This window comes from Heterorhizobium halophytocola, assembly GCF_017873095.1.
Lineage (GTDB): Bacteria > Pseudomonadota > Alphaproteobacteria > Rhizobiales > Rhizobiaceae > Allorhizobium > Allorhizobium halophytocola.
This window is the reverse complement of record NZ_JAGGJU010000003.1, coordinates 42,779-59,826: the sequence shown is the minus strand read 5'-3', so window position 1 is coordinate 59,826 and position 17,048 is coordinate 42,779. Positions and strand designations below refer to the sequence as shown.

Annotated in this window: 10 protein-coding genes; 1 reads left to right on the top strand and 9 read right to left on the bottom strand. The window is 64.9% G+C overall.

The features are described 5' to 3' along the window. Window positions 1-6: 6 nt before the first annotated feature. From J2Z17_RS05740 to bglB, 8 genes are all read right to left on the bottom strand, one after another. Complete coding sequence (locus J2Z17_RS05740; RefSeq protein WP_209943087.1) at window positions 7-1,833, bottom strand: cation:proton antiporter; 1,827 nt, start codon at window positions 1,831-1,833, stop codon at window positions 7-9. A gap of 216 nt (window positions 1,834-2,049) precedes the next feature. Continuing rightward, complete coding sequence (locus tag J2Z17_RS05735; RefSeq protein ID WP_209943085.1) at window positions 2,050-3,138, bottom strand: ABC transporter ATP-binding protein; 1,089 nt, start codon at window positions 3,136-3,138, stop codon at window positions 2,050-2,052. Window positions 3,139-3,148: 10 nt separating this feature from the next. Continuing rightward, window positions 3,149-4,201: a carbohydrate ABC transporter permease gene (locus J2Z17_RS05730; protein ID WP_209943082.1), complete on the bottom strand. Its 1,053-nt coding sequence runs from the start codon at window positions 4,199-4,201 to the stop codon at window positions 3,149-3,151. Next, on the bottom strand, window positions 4,201-5,196 hold the full coding sequence (locus J2Z17_RS05725; RefSeq protein WP_209943746.1) for a carbohydrate ABC transporter permease: 996 nt from the start codon (window positions 5,194-5,196) through the stop codon (window positions 4,201-4,203). Before J2Z17_RS05725 ends, J2Z17_RS05730 begins: the two co-directional genes overlap by 1 nt. Before the next feature lie 91 nt (window positions 5,197-5,287). Further along, the gene (locus J2Z17_RS05720; protein WP_209943081.1) at window positions 5,288-6,550 is read right to left on the bottom strand and encodes an ABC transporter substrate-binding protein; all 1,263 of its coding nucleotides are present in this window, start codon (window positions 6,548-6,550) and stop codon (window positions 5,288-5,290) included. Window positions 6,551-6,628: 78 nt separating this feature from the next. Beyond that, complete coding sequence (locus J2Z17_RS05715) at window positions 6,629-9,142, bottom strand: hypothetical protein (RefSeq protein WP_209943745.1); 2,514 nt, start codon at window positions 9,140-9,142, stop codon at window positions 6,629-6,631. A gap of 14 nt (window positions 9,143-9,156) precedes the next feature. Then, window positions 9,157-9,993, bottom strand: coding sequence for a 5-dehydro-4-deoxy-D-glucuronate isomerase (kduI, locus tag J2Z17_RS05710; RefSeq protein ID WP_209943080.1), 837 nt, complete (start codon window positions 9,991-9,993; stop codon window positions 9,157-9,159). After that, the gene (bglB, locus tag J2Z17_RS05705) at window positions 9,990-11,090 is read right to left on the bottom strand and encodes a beta-galactosidase BglB (RefSeq protein ID WP_209943079.1); all 1,101 of its coding nucleotides are present in this window, start codon (window positions 11,088-11,090) and stop codon (window positions 9,990-9,992) included. Before bglB ends, kduI begins: the two co-directional genes overlap by 4 nt. Window positions 11,091-11,229: 139 nt before the next feature. On the opposite strand from bglB, the gene J2Z17_RS05700 reads away from it, so the two are divergent. Beyond that, window positions 11,230-12,264: a LacI family DNA-binding transcriptional regulator gene (locus J2Z17_RS05700; RefSeq protein ID WP_342454377.1), complete on the top strand. Its 1,035-nt coding sequence runs from the start codon at window positions 11,230-11,232 to the stop codon at window positions 12,262-12,264. 14 nt (window positions 12,265-12,278) lie between these two features. Here the strand turns inward: J2Z17_RS05700 and J2Z17_RS05695 are convergent, their stop codons facing one another. Then, window positions 12,279-16,769 (bottom strand): PAS domain-containing protein, encoded by a 4,491-nt coding sequence (locus J2Z17_RS05695; RefSeq protein WP_209943077.1) that lies wholly within the window; start codon window positions 16,767-16,769, stop codon window positions 12,279-12,281. Window positions 16,770-17,048: the final 279 nt, after the last annotated feature.

Sequence of the window (17,048 nt, the reverse complement as noted above, 5' to 3'; positions counted from 1 at the left end):
CGGCGATCAGGGCGTCGGGGCGGCCTCGGTCTCCTGCGCCTTTCTCACGGCCTGGCCGAAGGCGATGATCACATCCCCGGCCTCCGGCCTCAGTTGCGACTTTCCAGAGGCGAAGGCCAGCCGTCCGGATTTCTTCAGTACGAACAGGATGTCCAGCCGCTCGCTGCGCTCCGCCTCGAACATCTCGTAGGGATATTCCGCACTGATGCGGGTCTTGTGGAAGGCCCAGCCGGACTGGATGCGCGCCTGCAGGCCGTCGAAGCTGTCATTGTCGCGAAACAGCGCGCGTCCACCGATGGTCGAGGGCATGGCATAGCGGTCATGCGCGGTGCTGGTATGGCGACCGATCTGGAAGACGTTGGAGCGGCCGAGTTCCGGCCCGAAATCGGTGCACAGCAGGCTGTTGTAGTCGTCGTTGTCGGTCGCAGCGATCAGATAGGTAAAGCGGCTGAAATCGATCTTGTGTTCCGCGGTTTCGCCGAGGATTTCGCCGAAATAGACCCCGATCCCGGCATCGCGGGCGGGCTTCAGGGCATGCCAGTTGCGGTCGGCGATCAGGCTCGGGATCTCCAGCTCGCGGGCCCGCCTGGCCAGCGCAATGGCAAAGGGCGAGCAGCCGACAATCAGGATGCCGTCGGGTTCCTTGCGGGTGATCTTCAACAGTCGCGCCACCGGCCGGATGGAAAAGCCGTGCAGCACCACGGTGACGGCGACCACCAGGAAGGCCAGCGCCACCAGGCGCCCGCCATCGGCAAAGCCGATATCCATCAAGGCTGCGGCAAACAGGCCGGAGACCGCGATCGCCACCACGCCGCGCGGTGCGATCCAGGCGCAGAGCAGCCGCTCGTTGAGCGGCATGGCCGTGCCCACCGTCATCAGCAGGACGATGATCGGCCGGATGACGAACAGCATCAGGGCGACGAAGGCGATATCGCGCCACCCGATGGTCAGCAGGTCGGCAATCGTGATCGTGGCCGTCAGGATGACGAAAACGCCGGAGACGAGCAGCACCGTCATGATTTCCTTGAAGCGGCGGATCTCGTTGAACGATGCGATATTGCTGTTGGCGATGACGACGCCGAGGAGGGTCACCGTCAGCAACCCGGCTTCCTCCAGCACCAGATTGGTGAGTTCGAAGGAGACGAGCACGGTGATCAGCAGCACCGCCGCCTTCAGATATTCCGGCACGTGACCGCGGATGAAGGACCAGATCAGCAGGCGGCCGAGGCCGATGCCGAGAGCGAAGGCCAGGCAGACAGCCAGGCCAACCCGCAGGGCGAAGGCAGCGGAACTGCCATGGTCGCCATGCAGGATCTGGACGATCTCAAAGGCGAAGACGGCAAACAGCGCACCCAGCGGATCGGCGAGGATCGCTTCCCAGCGCAGCAGTGACGCGGGACGCGACGGCAGTCGCGCCTGGCGCAGCATCGGCATGATCACGGTCGGACCGGTGACGACCAGAATGCCGGAAAACACCGCCGCGGTCGGCGCCTGCAGGCCGGCGACATAATGGGCGGCCAGAAAAGTCAGCCCCCAGGTCAGCGGCGATCCGAACAGGACCAGCCGGCGCACGGCGGCGGAAGTCTCCCGAATCTGGGCGAATTCCAGCGTCAGCCCGCCTTCGAACAGGATGATGGCAACCGCCAGCCCGATCATCGGGCGCAGCAGGTCGCCGAAGATCTGGTCCGGGGCGATCAGTCCGGTACATGGCCCGGCGATCAGGCCGGCGACCACCAGCACGACGATCGCCGGGATCTGCACCTTCCAGGCGAGCCATTGGGCACCGATGCCCATGACGCCGATCAGCCCGATTTGAAATGCCAGCGTATCCACTTGTGTCTCTCCGTATGGTGGCGCGAGGCAGCCTTGTCCCGGAAGGATCACTGGAACACGCCCGCACGGAAAACCGCGACCACACTTTTCCTGGAAAGTCTCTAGCACCACGCGACGAGGATCGTAACGCGGAAATCCGGACAGGAGGTTCATGCCCGGCAAGAGGCCGGCAAGATCGCCAGGGCGGCGCCGGTCACGGGCTGTCGGGCCATGGTTTCAGGTGTTGCGGATGCGCGAACCGTCTTGGCCGAAGAGGTGCAGGTCCCTGGCATCGAAGGTCAACCTGATCTCGGAGCCGGCGCCCAACACGTGCTGCCCCTGCAGGACGGCCAGAAGCTGCTCACCGGTCGCAACCTTGCCATGAACGACGGTCTCGGAGCCGAGCCCCTCGACGAGATCGATCGTCACCTTGATGCCGCGCTCGCCATCGGCACTCAGCCGGATGTGCTGCGGGCGCACGCCGACGGTGACCGGCTGGCCGGCGGTGGTGCCCTCGGCAGGGCGCGGCACCGTCAGCGTCTCCTCGCCCAGCACCGTCACCGTGGTTCCCGACGCCTCTGCAGAGACGATGTTGCCCGAGAGGAAGTTCATGCTCGGCGCACCGATGAAGCCGGCGACGAAGCGGTTGGCGGGGCGATTGTAGAGGTCGAGCGGCGTGCCGATCTGCTCGACCTTGCCCTTGCGCAACACGACGATGCGATCGGCAAGCGTCATCGCCTCCGTCTGGTCGTGGGTGACGTAGATCATCGTCGTCTTCAGCCGCTTGTGCAGCGCCGACAGTTCGGCGCGCATGGAGATGCGCAGTTCCGCATCGAGGTTCGACAGCGGCTCGTCGAGCAGGAAGGCGGTCGGATTGCGCACGATCGCCCGGCCGATCGCCACGCGCTGGCGCTGGCCGCCGGAGAGCTGGCCCGGCCGGCGCTGCAGATAGTCGCCGATCTCCAGCATGCGCGCGGCTTCGGCAATGCGCGCCTCGATCTCGGGGCGCGGCAGGCGGGCATTCTCCAGACCGAAGGCGAGGTTCTGCTTGACGCTCATGTGCGGATAGAGCGCGTAGGACTGGAACACCATGGCCAGCCCCCGGTCGGAGGCCGGCACATCCGTGACCCGGGCGCCATCGATGTCGATGGTGCCGCTGGTCGGCTTGTCGAGGCCGGCGATCTGGCGCAGCAGAGTCGATTTTCCGCAGCCCGACGGACCGACGAAGACGACGAATTCACCATCTGCGATATCCAGGTCGATGCCGTGAAGCACCTTGACCGCGCCGAAGGATTTGGTGATCTTTTCCAGTGTGATGCGGCCCATGTCGCACTCCTTACTTCAAGCCCGAGGTGGCGATGCCCCGGGTAATAAACCGCTGCAGGAAGACGAAGACGAGGATCACCGGGATCATGGTCACGACCGTCATGGCGAGAATGTATTGCCACTGCACGTTGAGCTGGCCGGCATAGACGTTGAGCCCGACCTGCAGGGTGTAGAGCGATGACCGGCTGAGCACGATCAGCGGCCAGAGGAAGTCGTTCCAACGCCAGACCACCGAGAAGATCGCCAGCACCGCAAGCGCGGGTGCGGCGAGCGGCAGGACGATGCGCCAGTAGATCTGCCATTCGGACGCCTTGTCCATGCGCGCCGCGTCGATCAGTTCGTCCGGGATCGTCAGCATGTATTGCCGGAGCAGAAAGACGCCGGTCGGCGTGGCGACCGTCGGCAGGATGACGCCCCACAGACTGTTGAACAGTCCGAGCGAGGAAACGATCGAATAGAGCGGCACCATGATCACACCCAGCGGCACCATCAGCGTGCCGACGATGATCAGCAGGATCAGGTTCTTGGCCCGGAACTGGTATTTCGACAGCGCAAACGCCGCCATCGAGTTGATCGCCAGCGTGATCAACGTCGCCGTCACCGTGACGAAGACGGAATTCCAGAGATAACGCAGGAAGTCGAACTGAACGAAGGGCTCGGTGTAGTTCGAGGTGGCGAAATCCACCATGTCGACCGGGGTGCGGTCGTTGATGTTGACCTTGTAGACCTTGGACGGGTCCTTCGGATCGATCATCTGGGCGATGATGCCGATGCGGCGCTTTTCCGCAAGCTTGGCCGAGCTGCCATCGGGCAAGGTCACCTCGAACAGCGGCAGCGGCTTGTCGAAGCCGTCGACCTTCACCTCCTGGGTGACATAGGGCAGGATGGTGGGCGGGAACTTGGCAAGCGCTGCCGGCGACTTGAACGAGGACAGGGTGAGCCAGAGCGCCGGACCGAACATGATGATCAGGCCGCCGATCAGCCAGACCCAGGTGGCGACATCGGTCCAGTGCCAGCGGTCGCCGCCACGCCTGCGGGTGATGAATGCGACGATGCGGGTCATCAGCGTTCCCCCTTCTTCTCGTTGCGGCGCGAGGCCGCCATCTGCATCAGGGTAAGGACCACGAGCACGGCGCCCATCAGGATCGAGGCGGCCGCCGCCAGACCGGGATCGCGCAGTTCGGAGGCGAAGCCCTTCTCGTAGATATACTGGATCAGATACATGGTGCTGGTGCCCGGGCCGCCGCCGGTCAGCACGAAGACCTCGTCGAACACCTGCACGGCGCGGATCAGGGCCAGCACCAGGACGACGATCAGGTTGGGCATCAACAGCGGCAGCGTGATGCGCCAGAACACCCGGCCATGCGAGGTTCCGTCCATCTCGGCGGCCTCATAGAGATCCTTGGGGATCGCCTGCAGGCCGGCCAGCAGAATCAGCGTGTAGAACCCCATATGGGCCCAGATCGAAACCCCGATGGTTGCGGCAAATGCCGTTGTGCGGTCCGTCAGCCAGTTGAACTGCTCGGCGCCGAACAGCTCGTAGGTGATGTAGTTCAGCAGGCCCTGGCGCTGCAATATCCAGCGCCAGATCAGCCCGACGACGACCGGCGACAAAAGCACGGGAAAGAAGAAGACGGCGCGCCAGAAGCTGCGGCCGATGATTTCGCGGTTGAGGATGACGGCGGTGATCAGCGACACGACGATCATCAGCGCAACCTGGATGACGACGAACAGCGCGGTATTGCCCGCAGCCGTCCAGAAGCCGTCCTGGATGCAGCTGTTGGGGTCGAGATAATTGGTGCAGGAAAAGATCTGCCGGTACTGATCGAGCCCGACAAAGGGGCGCTTGTCGAGGAAGATCTGTGCGCCGCCGGTCATCGAATAGATGAAGTTGATGACGAAGGGGATCAGCACGAAGACCAGGAAGACGGCCATGTTGGGCAGCAGGAAAAAGGCCGCCATGCCGCCCTGGCCGCCGATCTTCTGCAGCGCCCGCAACGGGATGTCGATCAGCCCCATGACCTTGCCGACAGCGCCAAGGACCAGCGCGCCGGCCATGGAGCGGATGCCTGTCTTTTCGTTCGCCATTGATATCGTCTCCAGGGGCCGATGCGCTGATGCGCACCGGCCTGGCCGCTTGGGTGACGGCCTATTGTGCTTGCTTGACCTTTTCGGCGATGTCCTGATCGATGCGCGTGTAGGCATCCTCCAGGCTCATCTCGCCGGCCATGACCTGGCTGATGCGGCTGACGAGCGCCCCGTAATAGGTGTCGGACCAGCCCCAGCCGGGCAGTTTCTGCGCTTCGGGCGCCGTCGTCTTGGAGGCCTCGACGAAGGTGTCGAGCGCCGCCTTGGCCAGCGGATTGTCGGTCTTGTAGTCAAGCCCGCCGTCGATCACCTCCTTGTTGGAGGGCAGGAACAGCGTCCGCTCGGCAAACTCCTTGGCGATCGGGGTCGAGGCGAGATAATCCATCACCTTGGCCACGTCCTCGGGATTCTTCGTCGACTTCATCGCGACGAGGCCGGCACCGCCCGGCATGCCGGTGCAGGCGGCCGGACCGCAGGGGCTGCCGATCGCCACCCAGTCGAAATCGGTGCCGATCTTGGTCATGAAGTTGGGGATCTGCCAGGAGCCGGCATAGTAGAGCGCGACCTGGGCATTGATGAAATCGTCGGCAGCGGCGCGGTAGGTCGTGCCGGCGGCCGAGACCCAGACATCCTTTTCAGCGACGCCGTCCTTGGTCCAGGTCACCAGTTCGGAGATGTATTTCTTGGCCCCGTCATCGAGCGGTGCCGGCTTGCCGTCCGCGCCGATATAATTGGCGCCATAGGAGATCGCCGGACCGGTGATGCGGTGGCCGGAGCGGTCGATGGCGAACGGATAGGGAATCTGCTGGCTGTCGGCCACCTGCTTGGCCGCCTTGACCCAGTCGTCCCAGGTGGCATCCTTGCCGGGCAGCGCGACGCCGGCCTGTTCGAACAGCGTCTTGTTGGCAAAGCCGCCGGTCAGGGTGATCTGGGTCATGAAGCCCGGAATGATGTCGGTGCCGTCAGGACGCATCCAGTCGAGCTGGTCGCCGTAGTTTTTCTTCCAGAAGTCGACGTCCTTCAGGTAGGGCGTGAGATCCAGCCAGTATTGCGACAGCGATTTCAGATTGGTGACGCGGGCGATGTCCGGGCCCTGGCCGGCGGCCAGCTGCACCGGCAGCTGTTCCTTGATCGTCGAATAGGCCACCTCGTCGACGGTGACGTGGATATCCGGATTGTCCTTCTCGAACCGGCTGATGAGGTCCTTGAACACCTCGCCTTCGACGCCGTCCGAATACCACATGATCCGCACATTGCCGGCCCAGGCCGTGGTCGATAGCAGCGCCAGACCGGCGGCTGCGAAAATTGCCTTCTTCTTCAACATCGTCTCCTCCTTCGATGGACGGTTTTTCCGTCGGTTGCATCCGGCAACGGCCCTCCTTCCCGGCCGCTACCGCATTTTCTACCGGCCGGACGACAAGGGTCCGGTCTCGAACTCTCTGGCCTCGCCCTCGACGCTCCATGCGGCCGGATCCAGCACCCGCCCCTCGGCGGAAATGCGACCGTCGGCATGCAGTGTGACCGGCCCGTATTCCGGATCGTCGACGATCAGATCGTCCCCCTCGCCGTCGCGTAGGGCAAGGCTGCGGAAACGGTTGGCAAATTCAGCCTCCGTGCCGTGCCGGCCACTGCCTCCGAGCCGAACGATCCAGGTGCCCCTGTGACCCGGCAGGCGCAGTTCGTTGCCGCTGGTCGGACCGGCATCCACCGCCTGGAGCGCGGAACTGCCCTTCAGCAGCAGCAGCCCGTCGCCCGCCCGGGCCGTCGCGACCTCTCCGGCGACCGTCGAACTGTCGAATACCGCGCACGGGAACCAGGCATGGGTGAAGCCGGGCTGCTCGGGCGCCGCCTCGAACATCATGACCGCCAGATCGCGGTAATGCCAGAGCCTTGGCAGGCTGCCGGACCCGCCCCAATAGGAGGGACGACCGTAGCCGGAATGGATGGTCTCGCCGGGGTGGTTGATCCAGACCTGCGCATCGGCCTTGGGACCCAGCCGGACATGCAGCACGGTCTCCTGATAGCCCCATTCGTTCCAGCGATAATGCGCGGCCGTGCCGATTGCATAGTCGCGGGTCTTGTAGTGATAGAGCCGCGCCACCCGGTCCTGCCCCTGGGCAAAGACCCATTCCTGCGCGCCCTCGCCCTGCCAGTCGGCCATCGGGCCCAGGTTTTCCAGGATTTCAAGACCATGGTCACGCAGGCAGATCGCCATCTGCGGCAGCGCATGCACCCGCCGACCGTAATTGCCCGTGCCCCAGATCAGCCGGGCGATGCCCGAGAGTTCGAGCGAGCCTGCGGCACGCAGCGTATGCTCGTAGGAGCGGCCCTGCGCACCGGTGAGGATGCCGTGATGGGCCGAACGGGCAACGATGGTGACCAGCCGCAGGATTGCCCTGCCGGCACGGTCACGCACATCCGCATCGGGCGCTAGCGCATAGAGCGCCGTCAGGCCCTTGAGGTCGATGGGGAAATAGGGGGCGGAGTTGAATTCCGCCATTTCCCATTGCTCGAAGTGATCGAGCCAGGCGCGGACCCGGGACAGCCCGACGGCCGACTGTTCGCGTCCGATACGACCGGAGCGCTGAAAACGGGCCTCCGGCAGCAGGGCGCCGGCAAGATAGGCAGCCGTGTGGAACAGCAGCGCATGGTTTTCGGAAAAATACCACTGCACGTCATTGCCGGGCTCGTCCATCCAGTAGCGATAGGCAAGGATCGTCTCGTCGATGCGGGCAACGATCTCAGGGGCAATGCTGGTGGCATAGGCGGTGCGGCACCAGAGCAGCGGCACCAAGGCAAAATCGGCGCAGTCATGACAGTCGAGGATCGTCGGCAGCGTGTCGGCGATCATCCGGTCTGTCTCGGGCCCGCTGCGACCGGAGGCAAGGCGTGCTAGGGCGGTGACATTGTCCGGTTCGCCATAATGCGAGACTTCGTCGAGCGTCGCCCTGATGCGGTCCGCCAGGCTGGCGGGCGCCTGCCCCTGCCGCTTGGCATGGCAGATCTCGACGCCGAAGACGCGGCTTGCGGTGAAGTCGCCGACGGTCAGATCGACATGGAAATGGCGGAAGTCCGGCGGCAGGGTGCCGGTGTCGCCGATGGCGATGCGGTCCTTGCCGGCGCCGAGCGCCACCTCGACCCGCATCGGCTCCTCGCGCGACATGAAATCACCGGCAATCGTGACATGCGCGGTGGCGGCAACCGACAGCGGCGCAAGCGTGACCAGCGCCACCTCGCCGGAGCGATAGGCCGGCCGCTCGAAATGCATGTCGTCGAGCGCCGCCTCGATCTCCGCAGCGATGTCGTCCTTGATCGAAACCGGCAAAGCCTGTTCGGCGGAAGGACCGCTGAGATAGTCCAGCTGGAAGAAATAGCGCGCATCGCGTTCGGCAAGGTCGTCGAAGAAGATCGCGATCTCGTTTTCGCCGGCCTGCAGATCGACCTCGAACTCCTGCTTCGCCTCCAGATTGCGGACGTAATCGGCCATCCAGCCGATTTCGCGGCCATTGACGAACAGGACCGCGCCGCCGCAGGTGCCGAGCCTCAGCCTTGCCTTTCCGGCGGCCCCGGACAGGATCATGGTGCGCGCCCAGGTGCCGATCACCGTCGGGCGGAACCAGAAGCCGGAGAGATCGACACGCGGCGAGCCGAAGGGCAGCCAGAAGCGTGACAGCGCGAAAGCACCCTGCACGTCCGGGCGCTTGCCGCGTCGCTCTTCGGCAAAGGCGGTGCGGCAGGGATATTCGTGCGGGATGAAGTTCTTGTGCTTGGTCATGAAGAAGAAGGGATCCATCTCTCCCTTCATCGGCTGGTCCGGCACGTCATAGCGCGCGTTGGCGGTCGCGCCGAGCTGCCAGTAGGTGATCGGCATGTCCGGCACCAGCGGCCGGCAGAGGAACTGGGTATCTTGGGTCATGGTCATCGCTATGGTCATTTCAGGTCCGCCACGGAAACTGGATCGACATCGGTATAGGCCTGGTTTTCGCCGGTCATGCCCCAGACGAAGGCGTAGGGGCCGGTGCCGGCGCCCATGTGGATCGACCAGGCCGGCGACAGCACAACGTCGCCATTGGCAACGATCAGGCTGCGCGTCTCGTCCGGCCGGCCCATCAGGTGGACGACGCGATCGGCGACGTCGAGATCGAAATAGCAATAGGCTTCCATCCGCCGCTCGTGCAGATGCGGCGGCATGGTGTTCCAGATGCTGCCGGGCGCCAGGTCGGTGATCCCCATCAGAAGCAGGCAGGAGGGGGAAACCTCGGGATGGATATACATTCGCAGGCGGCGCTTGTTGGCACGGGCATCCTCGCCGAGATCGAGCGGCTTGGACTCCGCCTGGCGGATCAGCCGGTGGGGGATGTCGCGGCCGGCCGGCACCGAATTCATGTAGAAACGGGCGGGATCGGCCGGGTCGTCGCTTTCGAGCGTCACCTTCCCTGCCCCGCGCCCGACATAAAGGATGTCGCGATTGGCCAGCGCGAAGCTTTCGCCGTCGACGGTGATGCGGCCGGGCGCGCCCAGATTGGCGATGCCCATTTCACGCGCGGTGAAAAACAGCGGCGTGCCGACATCCACACCGTCGCCGAAGACGAGCGGTTCTGCCGCCGGGCAGGCAGCCCCGACGATCATCCGGTCGACATGGGTATAGGCAAACTCGATCTTGCCCGGTGAATAGAGCCCCTCGACGAGAAACTCCGCGCGCAGGCGTTTCGTGTCAAAAGCGGGAATGTCGTTCGGCGAGACGCCGTAGAGTACGCGCATGCTCATGCCGCCACCTCGCTTGCGCCATCCACATGCTTCAGCCCCTCGACGAGGCAGAGGATCGCCAGCGCCTGGCCGTAGCCGGTCGGCTGGATCGGGATGTCGCGGTAGAATTGCAGGCTGTCGCCCATCCGCGTGCCATAGGAGACATTGTCGACCGTGCCGCTGTCATCGATATTGGCAAGCACCACATTCAGGGCGCGAAGCCCCGCCGCGCGGCAGCCCGCAGGCCCGACGCCAAGCCGCGCCGCCTTCAGCAGGCCGTAGCCGAAACCGGCGGTCGCGGAAATCTCCTCATAGGACGAGGGGTCGTCGAGCAGCGTGTGCCAGGCCCCGGACGGCGCCTGCAGCTTCAGCAGCGTGTCGATCTGGGCTTCCAGCACGCCGCGCAGGAAGGTGCGCACCGCGGCTGGAATATCGGCAAGCTCAAAGAGATCGAGAATGCCGAGCGTGATCCAGGCATTGCCGCGACCCCAGAGCGCGCGGGCGAAATTGTGCCGGCCGTCAAAGGTCCAGCCGTGATACCAGAGGCCGGATTTCGGATCGGCGAGATAACGGGTGTGCAGCAGGAACTGGTGGCAGGCCTCGTCGACCAGTTCGCGGCGACCGCTGGCCTGGCCGAAGGATGCCAGAAAGAGACCGACCATGACGAGCGTGTCGTCCCACAGTTCCTGGTCGTTGACCTTGTCGGAGACGATATGCGGCAGGCCGCCCTCGGCCGTGCGCGGCATGGCGAGCACGCGGTCCGCCCAGTCGTTCATCACCGGGACCCAGCGCGGATCCCTCGTCTCGCGCCACAGGAGCGAGAGTGCCAGCATCGGCGCTGTGGTGTTGATGTTGAGTTCCGGAAGTCCGGCGGAAATGCGCTCGGCATACCAGTTTTCCAGCAGCGCCTTCAGGCTTGCATCGCCGGTCTCGCGCCACAGCTGCACCAGTCCGTAAAGGCCGACGCCCTGGGGCCATTCCCAGGAATTGAAGCTGATGTAGTCGCCGGGCGTCCCATCCAGATTGGGCTCGTCATAGGCGCCGTCATGACGCAGGTTCGTCATGCCGGCGACGAGCGGCTTCAGGCGCTCACGCAGGGCGCGTCCATCTGGCAGCATGTCGCATCTCCTCCCAAGTTGCGTGCCGCCGGATCGCCAGGATACCGGCGGCTTGCGACGATTGGTGGCACAGCAATTCAACTTGCGCAATGTGAAAATTTCTTGCAGTTTGGGGTTCAAACACAGGAAAGGTGGCCGCGTGACAGGCAAGAAGGGCAAGCCGAGCCGAAAGATCCGGCTGGAGGATGTGGCCGAACGCTGCGGCGTGTCGCTGAGTACGGCATCCCGGGCGCTGGCGGGCGAAAAGGGCGTGCGCCCGGATATCCGCGCGCAGGTGCTGGAGACGGCGAAGGCGCTGAACTATGTCGTGCCGCGGGCCGTCGCGGGAAAGAAGGCGATCCTTGCGGCCAGCGGCGCGGCCATGATCGACTATGTCCGCAACCAGTTTACCGCGCAGGTGCTGCACGGCCTGCACCAGCGCGCCGAGACGCTCGGCGTCGAGATCATCACCCAGCCGCTGGCGAGCGGCACGGGCGACATTGGCGCGCTGCAGGCAGCACTTGAAGACGACAGCGTCGCGGGCTTCCTGTTCCTGACGCTCGACGACGAGGACGTGCTGGCGCTGACCCGCAATTTCTCCAAGCCGGTTGTGCTGGTCAACGGCGACGATCCGTTGATGCGGCTGTCAAGCGTCACCCCCTGCAATCGCTCGGCGGCCCGGATGGGCACCGAATATCTGCAGCGCCTCGGCCATCACCGGATCCTCTTTCTGATGCATCGCGGCCGGCGCACGATCGAGCGACGCTACGAGGGCTGGCGCGACGCGATGATCGTGCGCGGCCACGCCGATATCGATGATCTCGTCGTCGAGGTGGAGGACTGGCTGCCGGACCTGGCAACGCAGGCGATTGCCGCGCGGCTCGGCGAGCGCGGCCTCGACTTCACCGCCTTGCTGACGGCCGGCGAAAGCCTGGCCGCCGGCGCGCTGATCGGGTTGCAGCAGGCCGGTCATGCGGTCCCGCAGGACGTTTCGGTGCTCGGTATCGACGACCTGCCGCAGGCGGCCTTCTGCAATCCGCCGCTGACCTCCATCCATGTCCCGATGCAGGAAATCGGCGGCGCCGCGCTCGACCTGCTGTTCGACACCCTCGGCAACATGTCCGGCCCGGCGCGCCGGATCGAACTTGCCTGCCATATCGTCGAGCGGCAATCGACGGCAGCCGTGCGCCGCTGAGCCTTTGACCGCGGTTAGCCGATGGTCGCCAGCGGCACCGGCTTTCCGAGCGGATCGCCCTGCCCGAAATCGACGCCGTGCGCCCGCAGCCGGTCGGCCGTGGTGGCGTCCGGCACCTGCTTGGCGATCGTCTTCAGCCCAAGGATGCCCGCGACCTCGACGAAGCATTTGACCGTCGCTTCACTGAGCGGATCATCGAGAAGGCCGCGAATGAACTGTGCATCGATGCGCAGATAATCGACGGGGAAGCGCTTCAGATATCCGAACGAAGAGGCGCCGCCGACGAAATCGTCGATGGCAACCGCAACGCCGCGGCCCCGCGCGCTGGCGATGAAGGCCGGGGCATCGGCCATGTTGGCGATCGCAGCACTTTCGCCGATCTCGAAGCAGAGGCGCCGGCAGACGGCCTCGCCCGCGGTTTCCAGACTGTCGGCGACAAACTTGTGGAAGGCGCGATCGCCGAGCGACTGGCCGGACAGACTGACGCATATCCGGCCGCTGTCGCCGGCCGTCTCGTTGGCGGCCATCCATTCGAGCACATGCGCCAGCTGCCAGCGGTCGATGCGGGTCGCAAGATTGAAGCGCCGCGCATGGGGCAGGAAGGCGAGCGGTGCGACAGCCGTCCCATCCTCGTCCACCATGTTGACGATAATCTCCTGTTGCCGGCCGGTCGCCGTCTGGCCCAGCGGCACGATCGGCTGCACGGTCAGCGCGAAGCGGTCGTCGCGCAGCGCCTGCTCGATGCGCGAGGCCCAGCGTGTTTCGCCCGAGCGCGTCTCGATCACCTCGTCGCTGTCGACCCAGAGATGGACCCGGTTGCGCCCGGCATTCTTGGCCAGATAGCAGGAGGCGTCCGCCGCCTGCAAAACAGCCGCCACACTCAGCGAGTCCGCGTCGATCGGCACAAGCCCGATGCTGGTGCCGACGCGGAACGCCTTATCCGCGTGGACGAAATGGAAGTCGGCCATCCGGTCGCAGATCTTCTGGGCGATCCGCTCTGCCATCTCGATCGGGCAATGATCGAGAATGACGGCAAATTCGTCGCCGCCGAGCCGCGCCAGGATGTCGCCCGAGCGGATGCTGTCGGCCATCAGTCCGCTGACCTGTTTCAGCAGGGTATCGCCGACCGAATGGCCGCAGGTGTCGTTGACGATCTTGAACTGGTCGAGGTCGATGTAGAGCAGCGCGCTGCGGCTGCGCTCGAGCTTGGCCTTTTCGAAGATCCGGTTCAGGCGGCGGTCGAATTCCAGCCGGTTGATCAGCCCGGTCAGCGGATCGTGGCTGGCGCGGTAGGACATTTCGCGCGACAGGCGCCGCTGCTCGCTGACATCGTGGAAGACCAGCACGACACCCAGGATCCGGCCACTCGCATTGCGGATCGGAGCTGCCGAATCCTCGATGCCGAATTCGCCGCCGTCGCGGGAGATCAGCAGGGTATCCTCGGCAAGCCCGACGACTTCGCCGAGATCGAGACAGGCGCGGATCGGATCGGCGGCGGGTGCGCGGCTCTCCTCCTCGACGATATGGAAGACCGCGCTTGACGGCTGGCCCTTGGCCTCCTGCGCCGTCCAGCCGGTCATCCGCTCGGCGACCGGGTTCAGCCACTGCACGATCCCCTCGGCGTTCGTGGTGATGACGGCGTCGCCGATCGAATGCAGCGTCACCCGCATCAATTCATGCTGCTCGGCGAGTTCGATCGCCATCCGGCGCTGCTCGGTGACGTCCCAGGCAGCCCCGATCAGGCGGCCCGGTCCCTCGGCCTGGTCCGTCACGACCTTGGCCGAAACGCGGATGTGATGGATCGAACGGTCCGGCCAGACGATGCGGAATTCCTCGTCGAGCTGCCGGCTCTTGCCGATCGCGTCGAGAACGGCCGTCTCCATGCGCTGCCGGTCTTCCGGAAGAAGCGCCCGGCGCCAGAGGTCGCGCACCGGCAGCCCTGCCCGTTCCGGCAAGCCGTAGAGCCTGTACATCCAGGCATCCCAGCGCATGACCCGGTCGGCGATCCCCACGTCCCAGATGCCGATGCCGCCGCTGTCGGTGGCGATCGCCATGCGCTCGCCCATCAACAGCCGCTCCTCCTCGGCCTGCTTCTGGCGGGTGATGTCGGTATGCGTGCCGATCATGCGGGTCGGTTCACCGGCCGCGTTGCGCGCCGTTACCCGGCCACGGTCGAGAATCCAGACCCAGTGGCCATCCTTGTGGCGCATGCGGAACTGTTCTTCGAAATAGGGTGTCTCGCCGCGCACATGGGCGATGTCGGCATTTTGCGCGCGCTGCCGGTCATCGGGATGGACGAATTCCAGCCATTGCATGCCCGAATCGGACAGCTCGTCCCGCGTATAGCCGATCAGCCTGCACCAGATGTCGGAATAGAAGGACTTGCCGGTTTCCAGATTGGCGTCCCAGATGCCGACAAGGCCGTTCTCGGTGGCGACCGCGATGCGCTCGTTGACCTCTTCGAGCGCAATGCGCTGCTCGACCTGTTCGGTCACGTCCTGGAACGCTCCGCTCATCCGCACCGACATGCCGTTTTCGAAATGGGTCGAACCGGCGGTGCGCACCCAGAGGTTTCGCCCGCTCTTCGTGATGAACGGCGTTACGAGATCCCAGTTCGCCCCGGTGTCCATGCTTTTCCGGATGGCCGCCTCGATCAGCGGGCGCGCCTCGGGCGGGTAGAAGCCGAGCGCTTCCTCCGTGGTCGGCCTGTGGCCCGGCGCCACACCGTGGATGCGGCAGGTCTCGTCCGACCAGACGACGGTACCCGCGGCCAGGTCGACCTCCCAGCCGCCGACGCCGGCGATCCGGCCCGTGCGGTCGAGGAAATCCTGGCTCTTGCGCAGCTCGTCCTCTTCCTTCTTGCGCTGGGTGATGTCCTGATGGGTGCCGAACATCCATTCGGGTCTGCCGTCATCCGTCCATGTCAGCACGCGCCCGCGATCGATAACCCAGACCCAGCGGCCGTCCTTGTGCCGCAGCCGCGTCTCGCAGGCGTAATAATCGGTCTCGCCGGCAAAATGCGCCTCCAGCCGCTTCCAGTTTTCCTTGATGTCATCGGGATGGACCCGCTGCTGCCAGGTCTGCAGATCGACCGGCTCCAGCTCTTCCAGCGTATAGCCGACGACAGCCGTCCAACCGCTGTTGATCCGCATCTCGCCGGTCTGCACGTTCCACTCCCAGGTGCCGGCCTGCGTGCCCTCGATGATCTGCTGGAGCCGCCGCCGCTCGTCACGCAGTGCCCGCTCGATGGCGCGCCGGTCGCTGATGTTCTCGATCACCGCCATGGTGCGCAGCGGCGTGCCGTCGGCGGCCCGCTCCAGGATGGCGGACAGAAGCACGTCGATCACCGCGCCGGACCTGGTCACCATCTCGTATTCGATATTTTCGCAATGGCCGGCCTTGAAGAAGGCCGGCAGCGCCGTCGCCAGCGCATAGGCGCGCGATGCCTCCGTCAGATAGCTGGACGAGAGCCTCCCGATCACCTCCTCGCGCCGATAGCCCATGACCTGGAGCCAGCGATCGCTGACGCTCAGGATCCGGCCTGCCGAATCGATGGAGTGCAGCATGGCCGGAGTGGCCTGGTAAAGGCGGCTCACCCGCTGCTCCGCCTCGATCAGATCCTCACGCACCCGGATCGCCTCCGTATTGTCGCGGATGATCTCGGTTGCCCCGACCGTCTCGCCGGCGGCGGAGACGACCGGGCCGATCGACACGGAGACCGGAACCAGGAAACCATCCTTGTGCCGCCGCACGGTCTCCATCGACCGCATGCCCGCGACATTGCGCAACCGGGCTGCAAGATCGGCCTCATCGACCTGACGGTCCGCTGCGAGAATCAGCTGCAGCGGCTGGCCCCTTGCCTCTTCGGCCGTATAGCCGAACAGGCTTTCGGCGGCCGCATTCCACTGTTCGATCACGCCGGCGGCGTTCATCGTCAGGATCGCGTCGAGGCTGTGCTGGAGAATGGATTTCGACTGCGATTCCAGCGCCGCCAGCGACCGCTCGCGCTGGAACGCCACGCGGGCTTCCAGCGCGCGGGCCGCGGCATGGGCCAGGTGTTGCAGCACCTCCTTCTGGTCTGCGCTGAGCGCCTTTGGCTCGCGGCCGACAACGCACAGCGTTCCCACATTGTCGCCGCTTGTCAGGGTAAGCGGGACGCCGGCGTAAAACCGGACCTCCGGTCCGGCCGTCACCATGGGGTTATCCTGAAACAGCGGATCTTCGCTGGCGTCCTGCACCTCCACCAGCCGATCGCCGAGGATGGTGTGCGCACAAAACGAGATCTCGCGGGATGTCTCGCTGATGCCCTCCAGGCCGATATTGGCCTTGAACCATTGCCGCTCGTGATCGATCAGACTGATCAGCGAGATCGGTGTGCCGCAGACGATGGCCGCGACCCTGGCCAGGGCCTCGAACTCCATTTCGGGAGCGTCATCCTGGACGTTCAGGTTCTTGAGCGCGAGGAGACGTTTGGCCTCCCGCAGTTCGTCGTCGACATTCGGCACGCTTCAGTCCTGTCACTAGAGGCGGTGTTGGCCGGGCCAGCGGCGCACTCATCTCCGCGCCTTCGATCCATCCTTAGGGCAGGAACGTGGTCCCAATTGGCCCGGCGCGTCATTTTATGAGCAAACAACCTTCCAATGGTGCGCGTCAAGGTGGTGATCGCGGACCGATGAAAGCACCCCCAACATCGGCACCCGGTTGGCGATGAGGGTAGAATCACCGATTTCCCGGGCCCTGAGCAACCTGCGTCTCCAGTTTTTTTCAATCCCGTATGGCTCAGA